Consider the following 21015-nt stretch of genomic DNA (forward strand, 5'->3'; position numbering starts at 1 on the left):
TGCGGGGAGAGGGCCTTCGCCGACACCGGCCCCTCATCCGCCTGCCGGCACCTTCTCCCCGTAAACGGGCGAAGGGACCATGCCGCGACCTCTCTGTCCCTCGCTACCTCTCGCAGGGCACGTCCCCTCTCCCCGTTTTACGGGGAGAGGGCTAGGGTGAGGGGCAGCCATCGGCGCGAACTGGATGGCCATCGGCTTGCTCTATTCGGCCGTTACCTGTCCGCTGTGACGAGGTCGGCGTTCAGCCTAGCCGGCTTCGGCGTTTTTATCGTCATTCATGACAGTGCCTGCAGATCCTGCCGCAGTCGGGCGGCGCCGCCTTCCGGCAGCTCCCCGTCGATCATCGCATGCGTGCTTTGCCAGATCGGTAGCGCCATTGCCAGCACCGCCTTGCCCTCAGTGGTGAGGCTCAGCAGCCGGCCGCGCCTGTCCCTCGGGTTCTCCATCACCTTCACCCAACCCTTGCGCTGTAACGGCTTCAGCGCCGCCGTTAGCGTCGTCTGGTCCATGGCGAGCAGGGCGGCGACCGGCCCCATCGGCGGCGGCTCCGGCCGGTTCAGCGACATCATCAGCGAAAACTGGCCGTTGGTCAGGCCGGCCGGCCTCAGCGCGTCGTCGAACAGCCGAGCAAGCGCGCGCGCCGCCCGCTGCACATGCAGGCAGAGGCAGGTGTCGCGCACCATCAGCGTCGTGGAAAAGGGAATCTCGATCGAATTTGACATGCTCCATTTCTATTGATATCAATGTATTTAGTCAAGGAGAAGGAGATTGGCCGGCTTCACCGGCAAGCGCCGGAGGAGGGCGTATTTCATGCAGAATGAGGTTGTTTCCCGCGAAGAATGGCTCGAAGCCCGGCGTGCCCTGCTGGCAAAGGAGAAGGAGGCGACACGGCTGCGCGACAGCGTCAACGCTGCCCGTCTGGCGCTGCCCTGGGTGAAGGTCGACAAGGACTATGTCTTCGAAACGCCGGAGGGCAGGAAGTCTCTCGCCGATCTCTTCGACGGCCGCAGCCAGCTGTTGATCTACCATTTCATGCTCGGCCCGGATTGGGATGCCGGCTGCACCGGCTGCTCCTTCCTGTCGGATCATGTCGATGGCGCCCTGCCGCATCTGAACCATCACGACGTCACCTGGGTCGCCGTTTCGCGCGCGCCGCTCGATAAGATCGTCGCCTATAAACAGCGCATGGGCTGGAAATTTCCCTGGGTCTCCTCCTTCGGCAGCGATTTTAATTTCGATTATCACGTTTCTTTCAGCCCGGAGGACCTTGCCAAAGACAAGGTCTTCTACAATTTCACCCCGATGCAGCCGGCTGATGCCAATGACGAACTGCCCGGCCTCAGCGCTTTCTACCGCAACGACAAGGGCGAGGTCTTCCACACCTATTCGAGTTATGCCCGCGGCCCGGAAGAACTGATCGGAACCCTGATGATCCTCGACCGCGCGCCGAAGGGCCGCAACGAGGACAGCACGATGAATTTCGTGCGCCGCCACGACGAATATGAGGAGGCCCCGAAGGCGCCATCCTGCTGTCACTGACATAGGCCGCCATCACTCAAGGGAGAAGAGATGATGAAGACCGCTGAAGTGCTGAAGGAACATTCCTTCCTGGAGAGACTGCTTGGCGACTGGACCGTCACCGCACCCGACATGACGGGCGGCGAACCCTGGGCCGAGACCGTCCGCTCGCTGCACGGCATCTGGTTCGTCGCCGAAGGAACCGGCCGCATGCCGGACGGTAAGGAGGCCACCAGCATCCTGACGCTTGGCTACAACGCCGCAAAAGGCAAGTACATCGGCAGCTGGATCGGCAGCATGATGGATTATATGTGGGTCTATGAGGGCGAGGTCGACGCGTCGGGCAACGTGCTGGACCTCTATACGAGAGGTCCCGACTTCACTGGCGAGGGCCTTGCCGATTACCGCGAGCAGATCATCTTCGTCGATGCCGATCAAAGCAGCTTTATCTCCAGCACCAGGCAGCCGGATGGCTCCTGGAAGCAGTTCACGGAAGCGCAATACGCCCGCAGGATCTGACAATCACGGCGCCCATCCTCGAAAAAGAGGCCTCATAGGAGGCCTCGGAAGAGGGGCGTCGAAATAGGGAGAGTATGATGTCTGAGACGCATGGAAAGTTCATCTGGTGCGAGTTGATGACCCCCGACACATCAGCTGCCGCGAAATTCTACAGCTCGGTCGTCGGCTGGACCACCTCCGAGATGAAAATGGAGGGCATGCCCACCTACACGATCTTCGAGGCGAACGGCATCGGCGTCGCCGGCCTGATGGAATTTCCGGCCGAACTCGAAGGCAAGGGCATTCCGCCGAACTGGACGGGGTATGTCGACGTCGACGACGTCGACCAGACGGCCAAGGATTTCGCCGCCAATGGCGGTTCGGTCCGCCGTCCGCCGGAAGACATCCCGACCATCGGCCGCTTCGCCGTCGTCGCCGATCCGCATGGCGCGGTACTCTGCATCATGACGCCGGCGCCGATGGAGAAGCCCATGCCGGAACTGGCCGTCGACGCTCCCGGCAATATCGGCTGGCGCGAACTCTATGCCGGCAATGGCAAAGAGGCGCTGGCCTTCTATTCCAAGCTGTTCGGCTGGACGAAGGACAGCGAGATGGATATGGGACCGATGGGCGTCTATTATCTCTTCGCCCATAACGGCAAGCAGATCGGCGGCATGATGACCAAGCCGGAAAACATCCAGATGCCGTTCTGGTGTTATTATTTCATCGTGCCGACCCTCGACGCCGCAACCGAACGCCTCACATCAGGCGGCGGCAAGGTCGTCCACGGCCCGATGGAAGTCCCCGGCGGCAGCTGGATCATCCAGGCCACCGACCCCCAAGGCGCCTTCTTCTGCCTGGTGGCACCGAAGCGGTAGGGTTTAGCGCATCGTTGGCGGCGTGCCGTGCGGCCCCCTCATCCGGCTGCCGCCACCTTCTCCCCGTAAACGGGGCGAAGGGGATATGCCGCGACCTCTGCGTTCCCCGCCCACCCCTCGCAGGGCACGTCCCCTCTCCCCGTTTACGGGGAGAGGGTTAGGGTGAGGGGCAATGCCCCACGGCACGCCCCACCATCCGTTCACCCCGCAACCGAAGCAAAAAATCCTTCCGGGCTCTCTACCTCCACCAGCCGCTTCCTCTCGATCAGCCAGAACCGGTTTCCCACCGCCCGCACAAAACTGCGGTCGTGGGAGACCAGCAGGCAGCTCGCTTCATGCGCCATCAACTCACTCTCCAGCGCCTCCTGTCCCTCGATGTCGAGATGGTTGGTCGGCTCGTCGAGCAGGGTGAAGTTCGGTTCCGTCAGCCGCAGCACCAGCATGCCGAGCCGCGCTTTCTGGCCGCCGGAGAGTTGGCCGATCGGTTTTGCTTGCATGTCGATCGTCATGCCGGCACCGGCCAGCAAGGCGCGGGCCCGCTGGTCGCCTACATCGAAGCGGCGGATGATCGTGCCGATCGGCGTATCGGTGTCAGTGAGATCGGCAAGCGCCTGGTCGCCATAGCCGAGCACCAGCGAAGGCGTCGCCTTGATGCTGTCGCGTGCGGAATCCGGTCTTTCGATCGCCAGCTTCAGCATCGACACCAGCCGTGACTTGCCGGCGCCGTTGAGGCCGAGCAGCACGATGCGGTCGCCCTGGCAGATGAACTGCCGGCCGGTTTTGAACAGCAGCGTTCCATCCGGCGTTGTCACTGCTGCATCCTCCAGCGTCACCAGCACCTTGGCATGCGTGCCGCGATTGGCAAGCCGGATGGCGCCGGCCGAGCGCTCCAGGTGCGCCGGTTTTGCCGCGTCCTCCAGCTTCTCCGCCCGCTGCTTGAGCTGCTTCGTCTTGACGACGAGCAGATCGCTGCCGGAATTGATGCCGATATTGTTGAGTTTGGCCGCCTGCTTCCGCAACTGCTCCGCCACCTTCATGTCGCGCTCGTAGCGCCGGGCCTCGGAAGCGTCGGCCGCGTCGAGGGCAGCGCGCGCTCGTGTGTAGGGCAGGGCGAAGACCGGCGATTGCTCCGGCCGCAGGAACAGCGTCCGGTTGGTCGTCGCATCGAGAAAGGCGCGGTCGTGGCTGGACAGGATGACCGGCACGTCGCGCGGCAGCGCATTTAGCCAGCCCTCCAGCTGCGTGATCTTTTCGAGGTCGAGATGATTGGTCGGCTCGTCGAGCAGAAGCACGTCGGGTTCGCTCACCCAGGTTCGGGCAAGCATGGCAAGCCGCTGCCATCCGCCGCTCAACTGTTTCAGCGGCCGGCCGCGCATGGCCTCCGGCACATCGAGCGAGTCCAGCACCACGTCGACCCGCCAGCTCTCGCTTTCGGCCTGATCGGCCGGCAGCGCCTGCAGCACCGCATCGTAGAACGGCGTGTCGAAAAGGGCAGGCGGCACATTCTGCGCGACATGGCCGATGGTCAGCCCGCGCGCCTTGGTGATCTCGCCCTCGCTCGGCTCCAGCGCGCCGGTGATGCAGGCAAGCAGCGTTGATTTCCCCCGTCCGTTGGCCGAGACGAGGCCGATGCGGTCGCCGGCATTGACGACGAGATCGAGCTTGGAAAACAAGGGATTGCCCAGCGTCACGCCGAGATTGCGGATATTGATGAGTGTCATGATCGTTCTCTGGTCTTGACCGGGTATCAGGCGCGGTCCGGGGCGTTCAGCCATCACGGGATTGCGCGGTTCGAGCCGGAAAATGAGAGGAATGCGCGCTGTCAGCTACGGCGTCGCATTGGCCACGAAGGGCAGACCAGGAAGAGATGTCGAGAAACGGTCTCTGGTCAGCCCTGCAAACGCATTTGCAGGGCGTCGACGGGACCACGCTGGCGATTAAACCGAAAATAATATTGCATTGCGTGATCCTCCTTTCTCGAAGGGTTGTGAGATTCCAATAACATTGCCCGCAAAAGGAGGCAAGGGAGCTCGGAGTCTCCGATATTCCCGGCGCCGGACCGGTGCCGATAGTTCTGAGGACGATCCAGACGATTGCCCCTAGTCTTATGATGGTTTAATATCGGATCAAGCAATCTAATATTAAATGATTTGATCGGATATCGGATCAACCGATTTGATATCCGTCTGGAGAAAGATGTGGCACGATCAGAACCACAGAGTGCAATGCGGGCGCCGCTCGACACCGTGTTTGGGGTCGATTCCAACGTTCGCGTTCTGCGTGTCCTCGCTGCCCACGGCGGACCGCTCTCCAGTTCGGACATCACACGGCGAGCGAAGCTCTCGAAGACCGGCACGCGACAGGGTCTGATCTCCCTGGAAGAATGTGGTGCGATCGTCACCGAAGGTTCGGGGCACAGTCGCCTGCACCGGTTCAATCACGATTATTATCTGGCGCCGCAGATCAAGGCGCTGTTCGGCGCCGAATCCGTGAGGTTCGAGAAGATGCTCGATGCCGTACGTCTCAGCGCGGGAGAACAGACGCCGGATCTTTCGAGTCTCTTTGTCTACGGTAGTGTGGCAAGGGGTGAGGATCACCTCGGCAGCGATCTGGATATCGGCCTTATCGCCCGCCGGGAAGTCCTTGCGGGAATTGTCGAAAAGGTGAGAGAGAATCTGCGGCAGTCGTCAAGGTCGCTAGGATTCACTCCTTCGGTCGTTGGCTTGGACCTCGATGACGTTAGTCGCCTCGACCGCGATAGGGATCGTTGGTGGAACTCGATGCTCGAAGACGCCATCGTCCTGCAGGGAGCACGCCCAGAGGATCTTGCGGCACGGGTCAGGGGGCGCGCGGATGGTTAGAACCGGGTCCACGAAGAAAAAGGACGGCACCTATGTTGCTGGAAGGCTCGCCGTCGCTCGTGGCTATCTCAAGGATGCTCGCAACAGCAATGCGGTCGCCGATCCCGGCGACATTGGAAACCCCTCGATCTCCACCGTGATCAACTGTGTGATCGCCTATGCAGACGCGGTCACCGCTAAGTTTAAGGGCGAGATCAACCAAGGAGATCATCAGGCGGTCGTCAAACTCCTTCGTGGCGCACTGGGCAACGAACTGCCGAACAGACAGGAAGCGAATCTCAAGACACTTCTCGAACAGAAGGACGAAGTGCAGTACGGTTCGAGGGCGAAGACGCGCGACGACGCGTTACGCGCCCTCGAGCGCCTCGAAGAGTTCGCAGCCTGGGCCGAAGTCGTTCTTTCGAAATAACCGCCGTGGTGCCGGCATCGGCGATGCCAGTGGCCGCATATGGCTGGCCGACAATTGGCATGCGTCCGCCTGTCTTTGGCGCAGTTGCGACCCAATTTCTGATTTATCCGGCCGGCTCGCCGCCAAGCAGCTCCAGCCGCCGCGTTATCCCGATACTCCTGAGGAATGTCTCGTCGTGGCTGACCACCAGCAGCGCGCCGTCATAGGCGCGCAGTCCTGCCTCGACCGCTGATATCGAGTCGATGTCGAGATGGTTGGTCGGCTCGTCGAGGATCAACAGCGGCGGCGGTGATGATCCCAGGACGCAGGCGAGGCCCGCCCGCAGCAATTGCCCGCCGCTCAGCGTCGATACGGCCTGCAGCGCAGCGTCTGCTCTGAACATGAAGCGGGCAAGCGCCGCCCGGCAGGTATTTTCATCGGCCAGCGGATTGATCCGGCGAAAATTGTCGCGGATCGAGGCCGACGGATCGAGAAGGCTGACCTTCTGATCGAGCATCGAGAGGTCGGTCATGACGTTGACCGTGCCGGCCCAGGGTTTCAGCTCGCCGGCAATAAGCGCCAGCAAGGTCGTCTTGCCCGAGCCGTTGCGGCCGGTGACGGCGATACGTTCCGGTCCCGTCACGTCGAGGGAGAGATTGCGGATGACGGGATCACCCGGCTGGTAGCCCGATGTCACGCCATCCATCTTCAGCACGATCTTGCCGGCCGGCAGCCCGGTCGGCGGCAGGGTGACCGTCAAGGGCTGGAGGATCTCGATCTTCTCGCGCGCCACCCTTGCCTCTTCCAGCGCCTGGGCGCGCCGGCGTTCGGCGAGGCGGGCATTGTCGCCGCCGGTCGTTTCGCTCCGCTCCTTCATGCCGCCGAGCATGATGCGCGGTATGCCGCCCTTGGCGGCGATCTTCCGTCCAGCGCTGTCCCGCTGCGCCTGGCGCTCCACCGTCGCCTGCGCCTTCCTTGCCACCTCGGCCATGCGTTTGTCAGCTTCAGTGAGATCATGCCGTGCCGCTGCGAGCTCAAGCGCCTTGCGCTCGCGATAATAGCTCCAGTTGCCGCCGTAGCGCGCGGCACCGAGCGACGTCAGTTCGACAATCGCGTCGACACTTTCGAGCAGTTCCCGGTCATGGCTGACGATGATGGCGCCGGCCCGCCAGCCTGACATCAGCGCGATCACCGCGTCGCGGCCCTCGCGGTCGAGATTGTTTGTGGGTTCGTCGAGCAGCAGAAAGTCCGGCTCGGTGAAAACAAGCGCCGCAAGCCCGGCACGGGTGCGCTGCCCGCCGGAGAGCACGGCAAGCGGCGTCTCCGGCAGCGCGTCGAGCCCTGTCCGATTGAGCGCTGCGGCGATGCGCGCCTCCAGCACCCAGTCCGCGGATGCCACCTCGTCGGCCGTTGCCTCGCCGGCTTCGGCACGGCGAAGAATAGCGAGCGCGTCGGTCACGCCGAAGAGATCGGCAACCGTTTCGTCAGACGTCACCTGAACGCTCTGCCGCAGCACGCCGAGACTGCCGCTGACGGATACCGTCCCCGAATGCGACTGGAGTTCCCCGGAGACGAGCTTGAGCAGCGTCGTCTTGCCGACGCCGTTGCGCCCGACGAGACCGGTACGCTCCGCCCCGAAACTCAGGTCAAGATTGGAAAAAAGCGGCCGCCCGTCAGGCGCGGACCATGAAATTTGAGAAAGAATGATGGATGCAGGCATGGATATGGATGTCCCCGTTGGCAAGGCGAACTGGCGTTGCGATCGGGTTGAAATCCATTGCGGCACACATCCTGTTGAAATGGTCGATGGCAGGTAATTTAGGGAATGAAGGCTGAAGGTTCAAGAAGGGGAACGATCAGAGAAGGCGTAGGAAGTTGCCCCTCACCCTAACCCTCTCCCCGTAAACGGGGCGAGGGGACGTGCCTTGCGAGACGTCGGCGAGGAACGGAGAGGTTGCTGCTATTCCCCTTCGCCCCGCGAGCGGGGAGAAGGTGCCGGCAGGCGGATGAGGGGCTTACGGCAGTCAGCAGACCTACCGCTTTAAGCTCCCCAAGATCCCGCGCACCAGAGCCCGGCCGACTTGAGTCGCCACTGTGCGCGCAACGCTCTTCATTGCCGCTTCCACCACCGTTTCGCGCTGATAGCCGGACGCCCGGCCGCGCGATTGGCCGCGGCCCTGGTTGTCATCGTCATTGCCGCCGCCGAAGCCCGGCAGGTTCCAGCCGGAGGTCGAGTTGCCCTGCTGCGGAGGCGCTTCTTCCTGGGCTCGCTTGGCGGCCTCGGCATCGGCCGCCTTCTTCGCTCGTGCGGCCAGCAGTTCGAAGGCGGATTCGCGGTCGACATCCTCGTCGTAGACGCCGAGAACCGGACTCTTGTCCATGATCTGCCGGCGCTCGTCATCGGTCACCGGGCCGACGCGGCCGGAGGGTGGGCGCACCAGCGTGCGCTCGACGATCGAAGGCGCGCCCTTGGCCTCCAGCGTCGAGACCAGCGCCTCGCCGGTGCCGAGATTGGTGATGACGGTGGCGCAATCGAAGGCCGGATTCGCACGGAATGTATCGGCCGCCGTCCTCACCGCCTTCTGCTCGCGCGGCGAATAGGCGCGCAGCGCATGCTGCGCCCGGTTGCCGAGCTGGGCGAGCACCGTTTCGGGCACGTCGAGCGGATTCTGTGTGACGAAATAGACGCCGACGCCCTTGGAACGAATCAGCCGTACGACCTGCTCGACACGTTCGGTCAGCACCTTCGGCGCATCGTTGAAGAGCAGGTGCGCCTCGTCGAAGAAGAAGACGAGCTTCGGCTTGTCGGGGTCGCCCACCTCGGGCAATTCCTCGAAAAGCTCGGAGAGCAGCCAGAGCAGGAAAGTGGCGTAAAGCCGCGGGTTCATCATAAGCTTGTCGGCAGCCAGCACCGAGATCTGGCCGTAGCCGTTGTTGCTGGTGCGCATGATGTCGGAAATCTTCAGCGCCGGTTCACCGAAGAAATGCTCCGCACCCTGCTGTTCGAGTACGAGCAGCGCCCGCTGGATCGAGCCGACCGAGGCCTTGGAGATCAGCCCGTACTGGCTGGAAAGTTGGCTGGCGTTCTCGCCCATATAGTTGAGCAGCGAGCTGAAATCCTTGAGATCGAGCAGCGGCAGGCCGCCCTGGTCGGCGATTTTGAAGGCGATGTTGATGACGCCTTCCTGCGGTTCGGAGGCATCCATCAGCCGGGCGAGCAGCAGCGGTCCCATCTCGGCGATGGTGGTGCGCACCCGGTGGCCCTTCTCGCCGAACAGATCCCAGAAAATCACCGGAAACTGGTCGAATTCATAGTCGGTGAAGCCGATCTGCTCGGCACGCTTCGTCAGGAAATCCTTGGGCTCGCCCTTGGCGGCGATGCCGGAAAGATCGCCCTTGATATCAGCCGCAAAGACCGGAACACCGGCGCGGGAGAAGCCTTCGGCCAGCACCTGCAGCGTCACCGTCTTGCCAGTGCCGGTAGCGCCGGTGACGAGGCCGTGGCGGTTGCCGAATTTCAGGTCGAGATATTCCGGCTTGTTGATGCTGTCATCGGGATTGCGGCTCGCGCCGATGAAAATCTTGCCTTCCTCGATCATCCGGAATGCTCCCTTGGGGCTCTGCCGCCATTTGTATGAGAAGGCTTGCTTCTGCTGCCTTCATCGAACCATCGTTTCCCTGTTATAAGCAGGCATGCGCATGCGGACAACTGTTTGCATTGAAAGCAAAACCGGACAAAGTGGCGCCCGGCGAGGGGCTGGCTTGAGTTGCTGTCAAAATCTCGATTAACGCTGACGTTAACGTCAAAAAAACAGGAGGCTGAACGATGAATGAAATTGTGACCCAGATCGCCGATCGCGTAGGTATTGCGCCTGATTTGGCCGAAAAGGCGCTCGGCATGATGCTCGGTTTCCTGCAGCGCGAGGCCGCCGATGGCCCGGTTGCCAAGATGATCGAAGCGATCCCCGGCGGCGCCGATCTAGTCGCCCAGTTCAACGGCGCAGGTGCCGGCGGCGGCGGTCTGCTCGGCGGGCTGATGAGCTCGCTCGGCGGCGGCGGCATCATGGGGCTCGGCCAGCAGCTGATGGGCGAAGGCCTCGGCATGGGCGAGATCACCTCGCTTGCCAAGGAAACCATCGCGATTGCCAAACAATATGCCGGCGAAGAGGTCGTCGACGAGGTCGTCGCTTCCGTCCCGGGCCTCAGCCAGTTCGTCTGAGACAAGGGATCGGCAGGAGCCTCGCTTTGTTGCGGGGCTCACTGTTCCCGCCACACCGGGGTGAAAAGCAAGCACTGTCCCTATGGAAGGAGAGCAGATGGCCATCTGGCGCCCATCGCAGCAGATCAGGGTGAAGGTGATCGGCCTCGCCTGGCGGAAAGATCAGCTCCTTGCGGCTGAAGTGGAGGATGACAGTGGCCGCATCAAGGGCGTTCGCCCGCTCGGCGGCGCGATCGAATTCGGTGAGAGCCGCGAAGAGGCCCTGCACCGCGAATTTGGCGAGGAACTCCAGACCGATATCCGGATCGTCGGCCCCTGGCATCTGCTTGAAAACATCTACGAGCATCATGGCGCGACCGGTCACGAATTCATCTTCGCCGCCGACATCGAACTGGCCAATGCATCGCTCTATGAACGCGACGAAATCCGCTACTGCGAACTCGACGAGACGGCGGCGACAGCGCGCTGGTTCGGCCGCGACCGGCTGCGTAACGCCGGCATCGATCTCTATCCGACAGGCCTCGACAAACTGCTGTCGCGCTGGCGCGATTGAGCCGAGACGACACCATTTCGACGCCGTGTAGTCCGATCGCCAAACTTTGATCGCCTGCGTTCGCTCCTTGGGAACAATGAGGTTATAATGCTGTTTCTGCCGCATCGCTGAAACCATAGGGAATAGCATCATGCGTATGTTTCTCGCAGCAGCCTCGATCATTCTCCTCGGCTTCGCCGCGCCGGCCTTTTCCCAGGCGCTTGCTGATATGGACTATAGCGGCCGCTTCGGCGGTATGCCGCCCGGCACGGTGCCGGGGGCGGAATCCAATGGCGCACTGATGATTCCACTCGATCCAGTCGAAACCGGTGACATCAACGTCGTCATTCCGCGGGATCGGCCCACTTGCCCACGGCCCGGAACGCGTCAGTACCGCGCGGCCGAGCGCAACGGTACGCTAAGCGACGCCTGCCGCTGACGGGATAGTCCCGGATTGGAAAGCAGAACCGTCTTTATTTGCCGTTTCTATGCAACAAAACGCCGAGTTCATGCCACTGCCGCCTGTCGCGCTGGATCAGTTCGTAGGCGCAAGCCGGTCCCATGCTGCCCGGCGCGTAAGCGTCGGGTACGCTCTGATCCTCAGCCCAGATGTCGAGGAAGGGTTGCACCGCCGCCCATCCGGCCTCGATGCCGTCGGCGCGCTGGAACAGGGTCTGGTCGCCGATGAAGAGATCGTAGAGCAGCGATTCATAGCCGGTCGTCTTGGCGATATCGAATTTGTCGGCATAGCGGAAATCGAGCGAGACCGGCACGGTATCGACGGAAAGCCCCGGCGATTTGATCGAGATTTCCATGCTCATGCCCTCGTCGGGCTGCACCTGGATCACCAGCCGGTTTGGCGGCAGGCGACTATTGACCTCGGTCTCGCGAAACTGCGCAAACGGCACCGGCTGGAAGGTGATGACGATCTCGGTGTCGCGCGCCGTCAGCGCCTTGCCAGTCCTGAGATAGAAGGGCACACCGGCCCAGCGCCAGGTATCGGCATAGAGTTTCAGCGCCACGAAGGTCTCAGTCCTGCTGTCGGGCGAGATGTCCTTTGTGTCGCGATAGGCCGGAAGCTCGGCGCCATTGAGCGGGCCTGCGCCATAGGCGCCGCGCACGCCATGCGTCTTGGCTTCCTCAGGCGTATAGATGCGCAGCGCCTTCAGCACCTTGCTCTTCTCGTTGCGGATTGCTTCGGCATCGAAGCTGTTTGGCGGCTCCATGGCGATCATCGCCAGCAGTTGGAAGAGATGGTTCGGCACCATGTCGCGCAGCGCGCCGGTTGCATCATAGAATTTGCCGCGGCTGCCGACATCGACGATCTCGGCGGCGGTGATCTGCACATGGTCGATATAGCGGTTATTCCACAAGGACTCGATCATCATATTGGCAAAGCGCGCCGTCATCAGGTTCTGCACCGTCTCCTTGCCGAGGAAATGGTCGAGCCGGTAGACTTGGCTTTCTTCGACCTGGGCGAGAATCTGCGCATTGAGCGCCTGTGCCGAGGCGAGATCGGTGCCGAACGGCTTCTCGATCGCGACGCGGCGGAAGACGCCGTCGCTTTCATCGGTCAGCCCGTGGGCGGCGAGCTTCTCGACGATCGTGCCGAAAAAGGATGGCGGCACCGCGAGATAAAAAGCGGCATTGGCATTCGGCCCCAGCCGCTTGCGGATCTCGACGAAAATATCGTCCTTGGTGAAATCCCCGGACGTATAGGAAATGCGCCGGCGCAGGCTCTCCCAGGCCTCGTCCTTCACCGTCGGCTCTTCGCCGCCCAGATGGCTGAGGAATTGGTCGAGCCGCCCGCGCAGAAACTCGTCGTCACCTGGCTCTATGCCGATGCCGAGAATGTGGAGATCCTCGCCGACGAGGCGGCTGCGCGTCAGATTGATGATCGCCGGCACCAGCAGCCGGCGCGTCAGATCTCCCGTGGCGCCGAAGATGACGAGGGTGACCGGCGGGGTAGGGGCAGCGTCCATGTGTCATCTCCTTGGATTTTCCGGCCGACTATACTGCGCGCCGGCTTTGCCGCAACATAGGCGGTGAGGGGTAACAGGCATTTGACATCCTCTGGCGCTCTCGGCCGCCCCTCATCCGCCTGCCGGCACCTTCTCCCCGCAGGCGGGGCGAAGGGGATATGCCGCGACCTCTCCGTTCCCCGCCAGCCTCTCGCGGGCCACGTCCCCTCGCCCCGTTTTTACGGGGAGAGGGTTAGGGTGAGGGGCAAGCCACACGGTAGGTTTAGGTGAGGGCTACCATCGGCGCGAACCGGACATGCCGGCAGCGGCCGGCTTTACCCCTTCACCGCCACCATGAAAATCCTAGGAAACCGCAGCAGCACCCGTCCGTCCGACATCTTTGGATAGGCCTTTTCCAACCGCTCCAGATAATCCGCCAGGAAGGCGTCGCGATGCTTTTCGCCGGCATTGGCGAGATAGGGCATCAGACCGGTTCCCTTCACCCATTCGACGATCGCCGCGGCATCCGCCATCGGGTGATTGTAGATGGTGTGCCAGATATCGACGCGTGAAGCTTTGGCGATCAGCCTGGAGTAATAGGTGGACGGCGGCGGCAGCGCCCTGCGGCGCACGCTCTTCGCCTCGAAGGCAGTCTTCCACGGGCCGGCATGCGCCGTTTCCTCCATCGCCAGATGCGAGGGTTCGCCGAGATTGTCGGGCATCTGCACGGCCAGCACGCCGCCTTCGGAAAGCCCGTCCATCAACCGATCGAAGATATCGAGATGATCGGGAAGCCATTGGAAGACGGCATTGGCAAACAAAAGGTCGGCGGGTTGGGCCGGCTGCCAGCGGGTGAGATCGGCCTCGACGAAGGCGGTACCTGGAAGCCGCTTGCGCGCTGCCTCCAGCATGTTCATGTCGCTATCGACGCCCGAGACGCCCTCCGCCCCATAGCGCCCGATGATCAGCTCGGTCGAATTGCCCGGGCCGCAGCCGAGATCGATGGCATGACGAATGTTTTGCAGCGGCACCTGTGCCAACAGGTCACGCGCCGGTCGCGTGCGCTCGTCCTCGAATTTCACATACTGGTTGGCGGACCATGCCATGATGCTCGCTCCTACTGTCAGGCCACATCTTCCATGTGGCGGATGCGGATCTTGTCTATGTTGCGGCCATCGAGCTTGACGATCTCATCGGCGAAGTCGGCTGAGACGAAGCTTCACTCAGCCGACACAAGTATTTTGTCCACGCGCCTCCCGTCGAGATCGACGACTTCGAAGCGCCATCCATCTCTCGTGAAGCTCTCGCCCAATTCCGGCAGATGTTTCAACTCTTCCAACACCAGCCCAGCGACAGTCTGATACTCCAGATCGCCATCGAGCTTGAGGTTTAAGAATTCAGCGAACTCGTCAATCGGCGTCCAGCCCGACACGAGATAAGAGCCGTCATCTCGACGAGCGATGGCCTGTTCATCGGCAGGTCCCTCCTGAAGAGCCCCCATGATTGCTTCCAAAATGTCACCCGACGAGACAATCCCCTCGAAATGGCCGTACTCGTCGAAAACCAACACCATGTGAACGGGCGATTTCCGGATGGCTTCAATAACATTGATGGCAGTTGAAAGGTCTGAAACCACCGGGACGTCTTGCGTCAGAGCCTTGATGTCGGCACTGCCGTGTTCGGACATCGAGTCGTAAAAATCCTTGACCGGAAGGATGCCGATCACCTCGTCCGAACTGCCTTTTCGTACGGGCAACCGCGACCGCTTCGTCCTGTGCAACTGGGTCCGAATTTCATCAAGGCTGTCGTCGATATCGATAATTTCGACGTCTCGCCGGGGCGTCATAAGCGCTCGGGCGGTGCGGTCCGCCAGCCGCATGACGCCTGATATCATCGCGGACTCTTCGCTTTCGATCACGCCGGCCGACTGCGCCTCGGCCAGAACAGTTTTGATCTCCGCGTCAGAGACATTGTCGCCACCTTTTCCTGTTTGGCCCAAGAGCTTGAGCACAAGATCTCCGGAGGCGTTGAGAAGCCACACGAGGGGCAGCGCGACTTTTGAAAGGACCGCCATAGCGGGTGCGACCTTAGCCGCAACCGCTTCGGGTTCCCGCAATGCGATCTGCTTGGGAACAAGTTCGCCGACGATCAACGAAAGATATGTGATTGCCACGACGACTGAACCTACGCCCATGGCATCAGCGGCCGTCGATGACATCCCCTGGGCTTCCAGCCATCCGCTCAGGCGGGCGCCGAGCGTAGCCCCTGAGAAAGCGCCGGATAGAACGCCGACCAGCGTAATGCCGATCTGCACCGTAGAGAGAAAACGACCGGGGTTTTCGGCAAGTTTGATCGCTTGAGCTGCACCCTTGCTTCCATCGTCGGAGAGAACCTTCAGGCGGGCCGTTCGAGAAGACACAACGGCCAACTCCGACATGGCGAGCACACCGTTCAGGATGGTGAGAAACGCCACAATTCCAATTTCCAGAAACACAGGGACCCTATTCGTTGAGGTTGGAATGCCGCATTTATCAGGCGAAGCGGCGAGGCATTCGAAGGGACGCTCTATAGACGAATAGACGCATCGCCGATCGTCTTTCCACTATCGTGTTGACATCAGCTGAGGTTCCATCTGACCACTCCTCTGAAGTGAGCCGCGGCCACCCGTCATCGACAATGGTCTGGAAAACGGCCCTCTCTGCGGGAGCCTTGATATGCCTGAGGCGGGGCGGAGGTCATCGCACGGTCTACAGTGGTCGCCTGCTTCCTCGGCCGGGAGATCCCGGTTGGAAGGGGCGGAGGTTGTACTGGATGGGTCGCTGTCAGGCATGGCACAATTTTGACGGTGAAACAGTGCCGACGCAAGAGGTGCCGGGCGAAAATCCTTGTAGCGTCTTGATGTGACAGTTTCGACAACGGCAGCATCACCGCGTTTGCGCGTCTTAAAAGAGGCGCAGCAGGCTGCCCGGTCATAAGTAAAGCCGGAGCAATACACCGTAAATTAACAGCCTCTTCGTATTTTCTTTAAATTGCGAACGATTTGCGCGACGTGCTGGCACGTCCCGAAATCAGTTCTCGGTCAGGGGGAAGCCGGGACGGAATAGATCGGTGCGCGATCGATGACCTGCCCGCTCGAGGAGGTCAAGCGCATGCAGTTCAAATCGGCGACCGGACGCAACATTTTTTCCGTGGCGGCCTGCGGTGTCATCGCCACGATCGCGGCATCGGGCGTTCTTTTTTACATCGCCTATAACGATATGCGCAAATCGAGCCTCGACGGGATGCTCCAGATCGCTGCCGCCAACGCGCTGAACATCGAGAAATCCATGAGCGTGGCGCTCGGCATCGTCAATGCGTTGGAAACGTCGCTGTCGACGATGAAGGACGGCGGAAACGCCAATCGTGCGGCTGCCGACGACCTGCTGAAAAACATGCTGCAGGATAATCCGATGGCGCTTGGTGTTTGGACCGGTTGGGAACCGAATGCTTTCGACGGCAAGGACAAGGATTTCGTCGGCAAGGAAGGCCACGACACGACCGGCCGCTACCTGCCCTACTGGGTCAGGAGTGGCGACAAGATCCAGCACACGCCGCTGGTCGATTATGGCGTGTCGGGCGCCGGCGACTACTACCAGCTTCCCTTTACTCAGAAGAAGACCGTCGTCATCGAGCCCTATGTCTACGCGGTCGACGGCAAGGACGTGCTGATGACCTCGGTCGCCAAGCCGATCATCGTCGCCGGCAAGGCGCTCGGCGTCGCCGGCATGGACATTTCGCTCGACGACGCCAACAAGGCGATCTCGGCAGTCCATCCGATGGAGACCGGCTATCTCAGCCTGGTGACGGGCGCCGGCAGCATCATCAGCCATCCCTCCACCGAACTCGCAGGCAAGAATATCAAGGACGGCGGTGATTTGACCGCCGGCTGGGATCAGTTGATCGCCAAGCCCGGAATAGAGCAGGAGATCGCAGGCCCGGACGGCCAGACCTATTTCTCGGTCGCCTATCCGGTAAAGCTCACGGCTGACCTCAACTGGTATGCCGTCGTTTCGGTGCCTAAATCCACCGTCTTTGCCCAACTGAACAACATGGCCTGGAGCGCCGTTGCGATCACCGCCATCGCTGCCCTCCTGCTCGGTCTCGCAGGCTGGCTCATTGCCCGCAAATTCATCCGCCGCATAGAGGGCGTGATCGCCGAGACCGATCGTATCGCCCATGGCCAGCTCGACGTGCAATTGAACGACAAGAATGCCAAAGACGAAATCGGCGACCTCTCGCGTTCCCTCGCCATCCTGCTCGAAAACAATCGCCAGAAGATCAAGCTCGAAGCCGATGCAGAAACCTTCCGGTCCCGCGAAGAGATTGAACGACAGCAACGTTCCGTCCTCCACGCCGCCCGCGAGGATTCGATCAAGTTCGCGGTGAGCGAACTCGGCAACGGACTGGCCAGCCTTTCCAATGGAGACATGACCATCCGGCTGGAAAAGCCATTCGCCGACTCCCTTGACGAAATACGCGTCGATTTCAACGCGTCTGTCGAAAAGCTCCAGGCGGCGCTGATTTCCTTCTCCGAAAACGCTGCCGTCATCCAGGCCGGTTCGGAAGAAATCCGCTCGGGCGCCGACGATCTCGCCCGCCGCACCGAACAGCAGGCCGCTTCCGTCGAGGAGACTGCCGCCGCGCTCGAGCAGATCACCACCTCGGTCAAGGACTCCACCCTTCGCGCCGAGGAGGCGGGAACGCTCGTCAGCCGCACCAAGGATGGTGCGGAAAAGTCCGGAGAGGTGGTGCGCAATGCCGTCGATGCCATGACCGGCATCGAGCAATCCTCGCAGTCGATCTCCAACATCATCGGCGTGATCGACGATATTGCCTTCCAGACCAACCTGCTGGCCCTCAATGCAGGCGTCGAGGCAGCGCGCGCGGGGGAGGCCGGCAAGGGTTTTGCCGTCGTCGCACAGGAAGTGCGTGAGCTCGCGCAGCGCTCGGCGACCGCCGCCAAGGAGATCAAGGCGCTGATCACCTCGTCCGGCGCCCAGGTCAAGCGTGGCGTCGATCTCGTCGGCCAGACTGGCAAGGCGCTGCAGGCGATCGTTGCCGAGGTCCAGCAGATCAACAGCAATGTCCAGGCGGTCGTCCAGGCCGCCCGTGAACAGTCGACGGGTCTTCTGGAGATCAACACGGCGGTCAACCAGATGGACCAGTCGACCCAGAAGAATGCCGCAATGGTCGAGGAATCGAATGCCGCCTCGCACACGCTGGTGACGGAGGTGTCTGCCCTCTCGGAGCGTCTGGCACAGTTCAATCTCGGCCAGGCGGCCAACGCGGCTCCTGCCGCGCGGACGACTGCCAGGCCGTTGGCGCGCCCGGTCGCGGCGACGCCTGCGGCGCGCAGATCGGTTCCCGCCTCGGCCACCGACCACGCCAGGCCCGCTCCGTCACCGGCCCGCGCACTCGGCGGCAAGCTCGCAGCCGCCTTCGGCACGTCGGCCGCACCGGCTTCGACCGAGGGCAACTGGGAAGAGTTTTAGTCTTGAGGCTGGTGGTGAAAACCCAATGCTGACGAAGGAATTGCGAACCGGGGCTTAATGGTGAAGTATTGCACGACCGTGAGCTGCTTTGACGTTCTCGGGAAGCTTCTCCAATCAACGCCGAGGTCACGATGCTCATTATCTTTGGCGGTCTGCCTGGCAGTGGAAAGACGACGATTGCCCGCGCTTTGGCCGAGCGGTTGAATGCGGTCCATGTGCGCGTCGATACCATCGAGCAGGCAATCCGTGCCTCCGGAATAGCCGATGATGCCGGGCCTGCCGGCTATATCGCGGCTTATGGTATTGCCGGAGACAATCTGACCCTCGGCAGGACCGTTATCGCCGACTCCGTCAATCCGCTCTGGATAACCAGGTCAGCATGGCGTTCGGTCGCGCAGGCTGCCGGGGTGGCAGCGGCGGAGGTCGAGATCGTTTGCTCGGACAAAGCCGAGCACCGCAAGCGTGCTGAAACGCGCCTCACCGACGTCGAAGGTCTGGTGAAGCCGACATGGCAGGAGATTTCCGAAAGAGCCTATGACGAATGGCACGATGCAATCGTCATCGATACAGCTTCGAAAACGGTCGACGCCGTTTTGGACGAACTGGTGAGCCGATTGAAATCGGCTCCTGCCAAAAGCCTAGCATAACCGACGAAGGAACGCATGATGCCGTCCGAAAAACGGCATCATGCGCTCACGCCGTCACGCCGCGAGAATAGTAATCCCGTATGCATTGGCCGCCGCCGTCATGCGGGCAATGGTTTCCGCCGAAGGGCTGGCCTTCGGGGGCTCGGTCGCGCCTTCCGCTTCGATGAACTCGGCCATATCTCGATCGACGACCGCGGAAAAGACCACGGGTACGGTTCCGCGGTTGGAATAGCCGTGCACCATGAAGGGCGGGATGGTGACGATGTCGCCGGCGCTGGCCTCGATCTCTTCGGGGCCGCTGTCGCTCAGGCGCCAGATCGTTAGGTTTCCCTCGATGATGCGGAACACTTCGGGGCTCGCATGCGCATGTTTCGGCGTTCGGCTGCCTGATGGCACGGTGACATCGAATATATTGAGCCAGGTTCCGCTGATCCTAAGCCGCCGCTCGACCCGGTCGCCGAGGACGAAAAACCGCTTGGCCTCGTCGCTTGCTGGCATTTTCACAAATGAGTTGGACATCATGTCTCTTTCTTTTTCTTACGGGCTTTTTCTTACGGGCTTTTTCTTGCGGGCGCAGCCGTTAGACCTTTGCAACGCCTTTGACAACCCGCCCTGTCGTTGGGGGTAACATCGCCGAGCGCTTTCATAGAAGCGCGCTATATCAGCCGAAGCGCTGAACAAACGGCTCCATTGCCAGGGTTCAACGCCGCTCGCGCGCCACTGCGTCACGAGACTGTCGGGGCCGATATCGGTACTTCGGGGCGTTTCCGCAAGTCCGCCAATGCCACATCAGCTATGCGGAAATGACTGAGGCCGGAGGGGTTCGAAAGGTTCTGCGCCTGTAATACCGCCGACACAGAAGGGGTGCATAGAACGCGGCGGCTGTTCTTGGCCTTCCCTGCGGCCGTCCTTCCACGCCGTCCCGGCATTTACATTGATCATTCACATTGATGGAGCGCATCCATGTCCTCTCTTCCCGTCGTCGGCGCCGCCATGACGCTCGATGAAGTCGAACTTCACCGTGAGTGGCTCTTCGAAAAGTCCCGCGATCTCGAATTGCAGAGCTTCATCGATGCCGAGGTTCTGAACGGCGATTGGGCGCCGCTTGCCGCCCGCGCCAGGCGGCTTCTCGACGGTCATGGCGGCCGCCTCGGCATTCACGGCCCCTTCTGGGGCTTCACCATCGCCTCGGAAGATCCCGATATCCGCGCCATCGTCACAAAACGCCTGCTGCAGGGCCTCGATGTCTGCGCCGCCATCGGCGCGACTCATATGGTCATCCACAGCCCCTATACGTCCTGGTCCTACAACAATCTCGACGACAATGCCGGCGCCCGTGAAGCGTTGGCCGAGCGCACGCACGTGACCCTGCGCGACGCCGTCAGGCGCGCCGAGGATATCGGCTGCACCATGGTCATCGAGAACATCGAGGACAAGGATCCGCATAGTCGCGTGGCGCTTGCCGAGAGCTTCCAATCGCCTGCCGTCGCCGTCTCGATCGATACCGGCCACGCCCATTATGCCCATGGCTATACCGGTGCGCCGCCGGTCGATTATTACGTCAAGGCCGCCGGCAATCGCCTCCAGCATGTCCACCTGCAGGATGCCGACGGCTATGCCGACCGCCACTGGAGCCTCGGCGAAGGCACGATCCGCTGGCATGCCGTTTTCGCGGCCCTTGCCAAGCTCGAAAGCAACCCGCGCCTCATCATCGAGATCAAGGACAAGTCGAAGATCCCGGCTTCTGCTGCCTATCTCGCCTCGATCGGTCTGGCTGAATAAGGTCTGTTGCAAAGCGGCCTGGCTCCCTCTTCTCCCCTCGGGGAGAAGGTGCCCGTAGGGCGGATGAGGGGGCCGCACGGCAGAACATTTACTATTGCCCTTCGCTTGCGCTCAGCGCATTCGCGGCTTTGCCGCTCACCCCCTCATCGCCTCGCTAACGCTCCGGCACTTCTCCCCGCTGGGGAGAAGAGGACAGTGGC

Annotated in this window: 19 protein-coding genes; 11 read left to right on the forward strand and 8 right to left on the reverse strand. The window is 61.7% G+C overall.

The window, feature by feature from the left end:
• Positions 1-275 precede the first annotated feature (275 nt).
• Complete coding sequence (locus N2A41_RS05250; RefSeq protein ID WP_260110448.1) at positions 276-722, reverse strand: MarR family winged helix-turn-helix transcriptional regulator; 447 nt, start codon at positions 720-722, stop codon at positions 276-278.
• Between the two features lie 88 nt (positions 723-810).
• On the opposite strand from N2A41_RS05250, the gene N2A41_RS05255 reads away from it, so the two are divergent.
• From N2A41_RS05255 to N2A41_RS05265, 3 genes are all read left to right on the forward strand, one after another.
• Positions 811-1539 (forward strand): DUF899 domain-containing protein, encoded by a 729-nt coding sequence (locus N2A41_RS05255; RefSeq protein WP_170279163.1) that lies wholly within the window; start codon positions 811-813, stop codon positions 1537-1539.
• A 30-nt stretch (positions 1540-1569) separates the two neighbouring features.
• Complete coding sequence (locus N2A41_RS05260; RefSeq protein WP_260110449.1) at positions 1570-2037, forward strand: DUF1579 domain-containing protein; 468 nt, start codon at positions 1570-1572, stop codon at positions 2035-2037.
• Positions 2038-2114: 77 nt separating this feature from the next.
• On the forward strand, positions 2115-2894 hold the full coding sequence (locus tag N2A41_RS05265; protein WP_170258757.1) for a VOC family protein: 780 nt from the start codon (positions 2115-2117) through the stop codon (positions 2892-2894).
• Between the two features lie 200 nt (positions 2895-3094).
• Here the strand turns inward: N2A41_RS05265 and N2A41_RS05270 are convergent, their stop codons facing one another.
• Entirely contained in the window at positions 3095-4615 is a 1521-nt protein-coding gene (locus N2A41_RS05270) for an ABC-F family ATP-binding cassette domain-containing protein (protein WP_260110450.1), read from the reverse strand.
• Between the two features lie 477 nt (positions 4616-5092).
• Here N2A41_RS05270 and N2A41_RS05275 point away from each other — a divergent pair, with 477 nt between their 5' ends.
• Complete coding sequence (locus N2A41_RS05275; protein WP_260110451.1) at positions 5093-5755, forward strand: helix-turn-helix domain-containing protein; 663 nt, start codon at positions 5093-5095, stop codon at positions 5753-5755.
• Positions 5748-6164 carry a hypothetical protein gene (locus tag N2A41_RS05280; RefSeq protein WP_222386165.1) on the forward strand — a complete coding sequence of 139 codons (417 nt, stop codon included), beginning with the start codon at positions 5748-5750 and terminating at the stop codon, positions 6162-6164. Before N2A41_RS05275 ends, N2A41_RS05280 begins: the two co-directional genes overlap by 8 nt.
• A 103-nt stretch (positions 6165-6267) precedes the next feature.
• Here the strand turns inward: N2A41_RS05280 and N2A41_RS05285 are convergent, their stop codons facing one another.
• Positions 6268-7863 (reverse strand): ABC-F family ATP-binding cassette domain-containing protein, encoded by a 1596-nt coding sequence (locus N2A41_RS05285; RefSeq protein ID WP_260110452.1) that lies wholly within the window; start codon positions 7861-7863, stop codon positions 6268-6270.
• A gap of 313 nt (positions 7864-8176) precedes the next feature.
• A complete protein-coding gene (locus N2A41_RS05290) occupies positions 8177-9742 on the reverse strand; it encodes a helicase HerA-like C-terminal domain-containing protein (RefSeq protein ID WP_222386167.1) in 1566 nt (521 codons plus the stop codon).
• A 227-nt stretch (positions 9743-9969) separates the two neighbouring features.
• On the opposite strand from N2A41_RS05290, the gene N2A41_RS05295 reads away from it, so the two are divergent.
• The 3 genes from N2A41_RS05295 to N2A41_RS05305 all read left to right on the forward strand — a co-directional run bounded on the left by N2A41_RS05295 (position 9970) and on the right by N2A41_RS05305 (position 11333).
• Positions 9970-10362: a hypothetical protein gene (locus tag N2A41_RS05295; protein WP_003546502.1), complete on the forward strand. Its 393-nt coding sequence runs from the start codon at positions 9970-9972 to the stop codon at positions 10360-10362.
• 97 nt (positions 10363-10459) lie between these two features.
• Positions 10460-10915: an NUDIX hydrolase gene (locus N2A41_RS05300; RefSeq protein ID WP_222386168.1), complete on the forward strand. Its 456-nt coding sequence runs from the start codon at positions 10460-10462 to the stop codon at positions 10913-10915.
• Positions 10916-11045: 130 nt separating this feature from the next.
• Complete coding sequence (locus tag N2A41_RS05305) at positions 11046-11333, forward strand: hypothetical protein (protein WP_222386169.1); 288 nt, start codon at positions 11046-11048, stop codon at positions 11331-11333.
• A 34-nt stretch (positions 11334-11367) separates the two neighbouring features.
• Here the strand turns inward: N2A41_RS05305 and zwf are convergent, their stop codons facing one another.
• The 3 genes from zwf to N2A41_RS05320 all read right to left on the reverse strand — a co-directional run bounded on the left by zwf (position 11368) and on the right by N2A41_RS05320 (position 15349).
• On the reverse strand, positions 11368-12876 hold the full coding sequence (zwf, locus tag N2A41_RS05310; protein WP_260110453.1) for a glucose-6-phosphate dehydrogenase: 1509 nt from the start codon (positions 12874-12876) through the stop codon (positions 11368-11370).
• Positions 12877-13190: 314 nt separating this feature from the next.
• On the reverse strand, positions 13191-13961 hold the full coding sequence (gene tam, locus N2A41_RS05315) for a trans-aconitate 2-methyltransferase (protein ID WP_260110454.1): 771 nt from the start codon (positions 13959-13961) through the stop codon (positions 13191-13193).
• 113 nt (positions 13962-14074) lie between these two features.
• A complete protein-coding gene (locus N2A41_RS05320; protein WP_260110455.1) occupies positions 14075-15349 on the reverse strand; it encodes a hemolysin family protein in 1275 nt (424 codons plus the stop codon).
• Between the two features lie 655 nt (positions 15350-16004).
• Between N2A41_RS05320 and N2A41_RS05325 the strand changes: the two genes are divergently transcribed.
• On the forward strand, positions 16005-18386 hold the full coding sequence (locus tag N2A41_RS05325; protein ID WP_260110456.1) for a methyl-accepting chemotaxis protein: 2382 nt from the start codon (positions 16005-16007) through the stop codon (positions 18384-18386).
• 131 nt (positions 18387-18517) lie between these two features.
• A complete protein-coding gene (locus N2A41_RS05330) occupies positions 18518-19033 on the forward strand; it encodes an AAA family ATPase (protein WP_222386174.1) in 516 nt (171 codons plus the stop codon).
• Positions 19034-19087: 54 nt separating this feature from the next.
• Here the strand turns inward: N2A41_RS05330 and N2A41_RS05335 are convergent, their stop codons facing one another.
• Positions 19088-19555 (reverse strand): cupin domain-containing protein, encoded by a 468-nt coding sequence (locus N2A41_RS05335; RefSeq protein ID WP_222386175.1) that lies wholly within the window; start codon positions 19553-19555, stop codon positions 19088-19090.
• Between the two features lie 441 nt (positions 19556-19996).
• On the opposite strand from N2A41_RS05335, the gene N2A41_RS05340 reads away from it, so the two are divergent.
• On the forward strand, positions 19997-20815 hold the full coding sequence (locus N2A41_RS05340) for a sugar phosphate isomerase/epimerase family protein (RefSeq protein ID WP_260057785.1): 819 nt from the start codon (positions 19997-19999) through the stop codon (positions 20813-20815).
• Positions 20816-21015 lie beyond the last annotated feature (200 nt).

The organism is Rhizobium sp. SRDI969, assembly GCF_025152725.1.
Classification (GTDB): Bacteria; Pseudomonadota; Alphaproteobacteria; order Rhizobiales; family Rhizobiaceae; genus Rhizobium; species Rhizobium leguminosarum_I.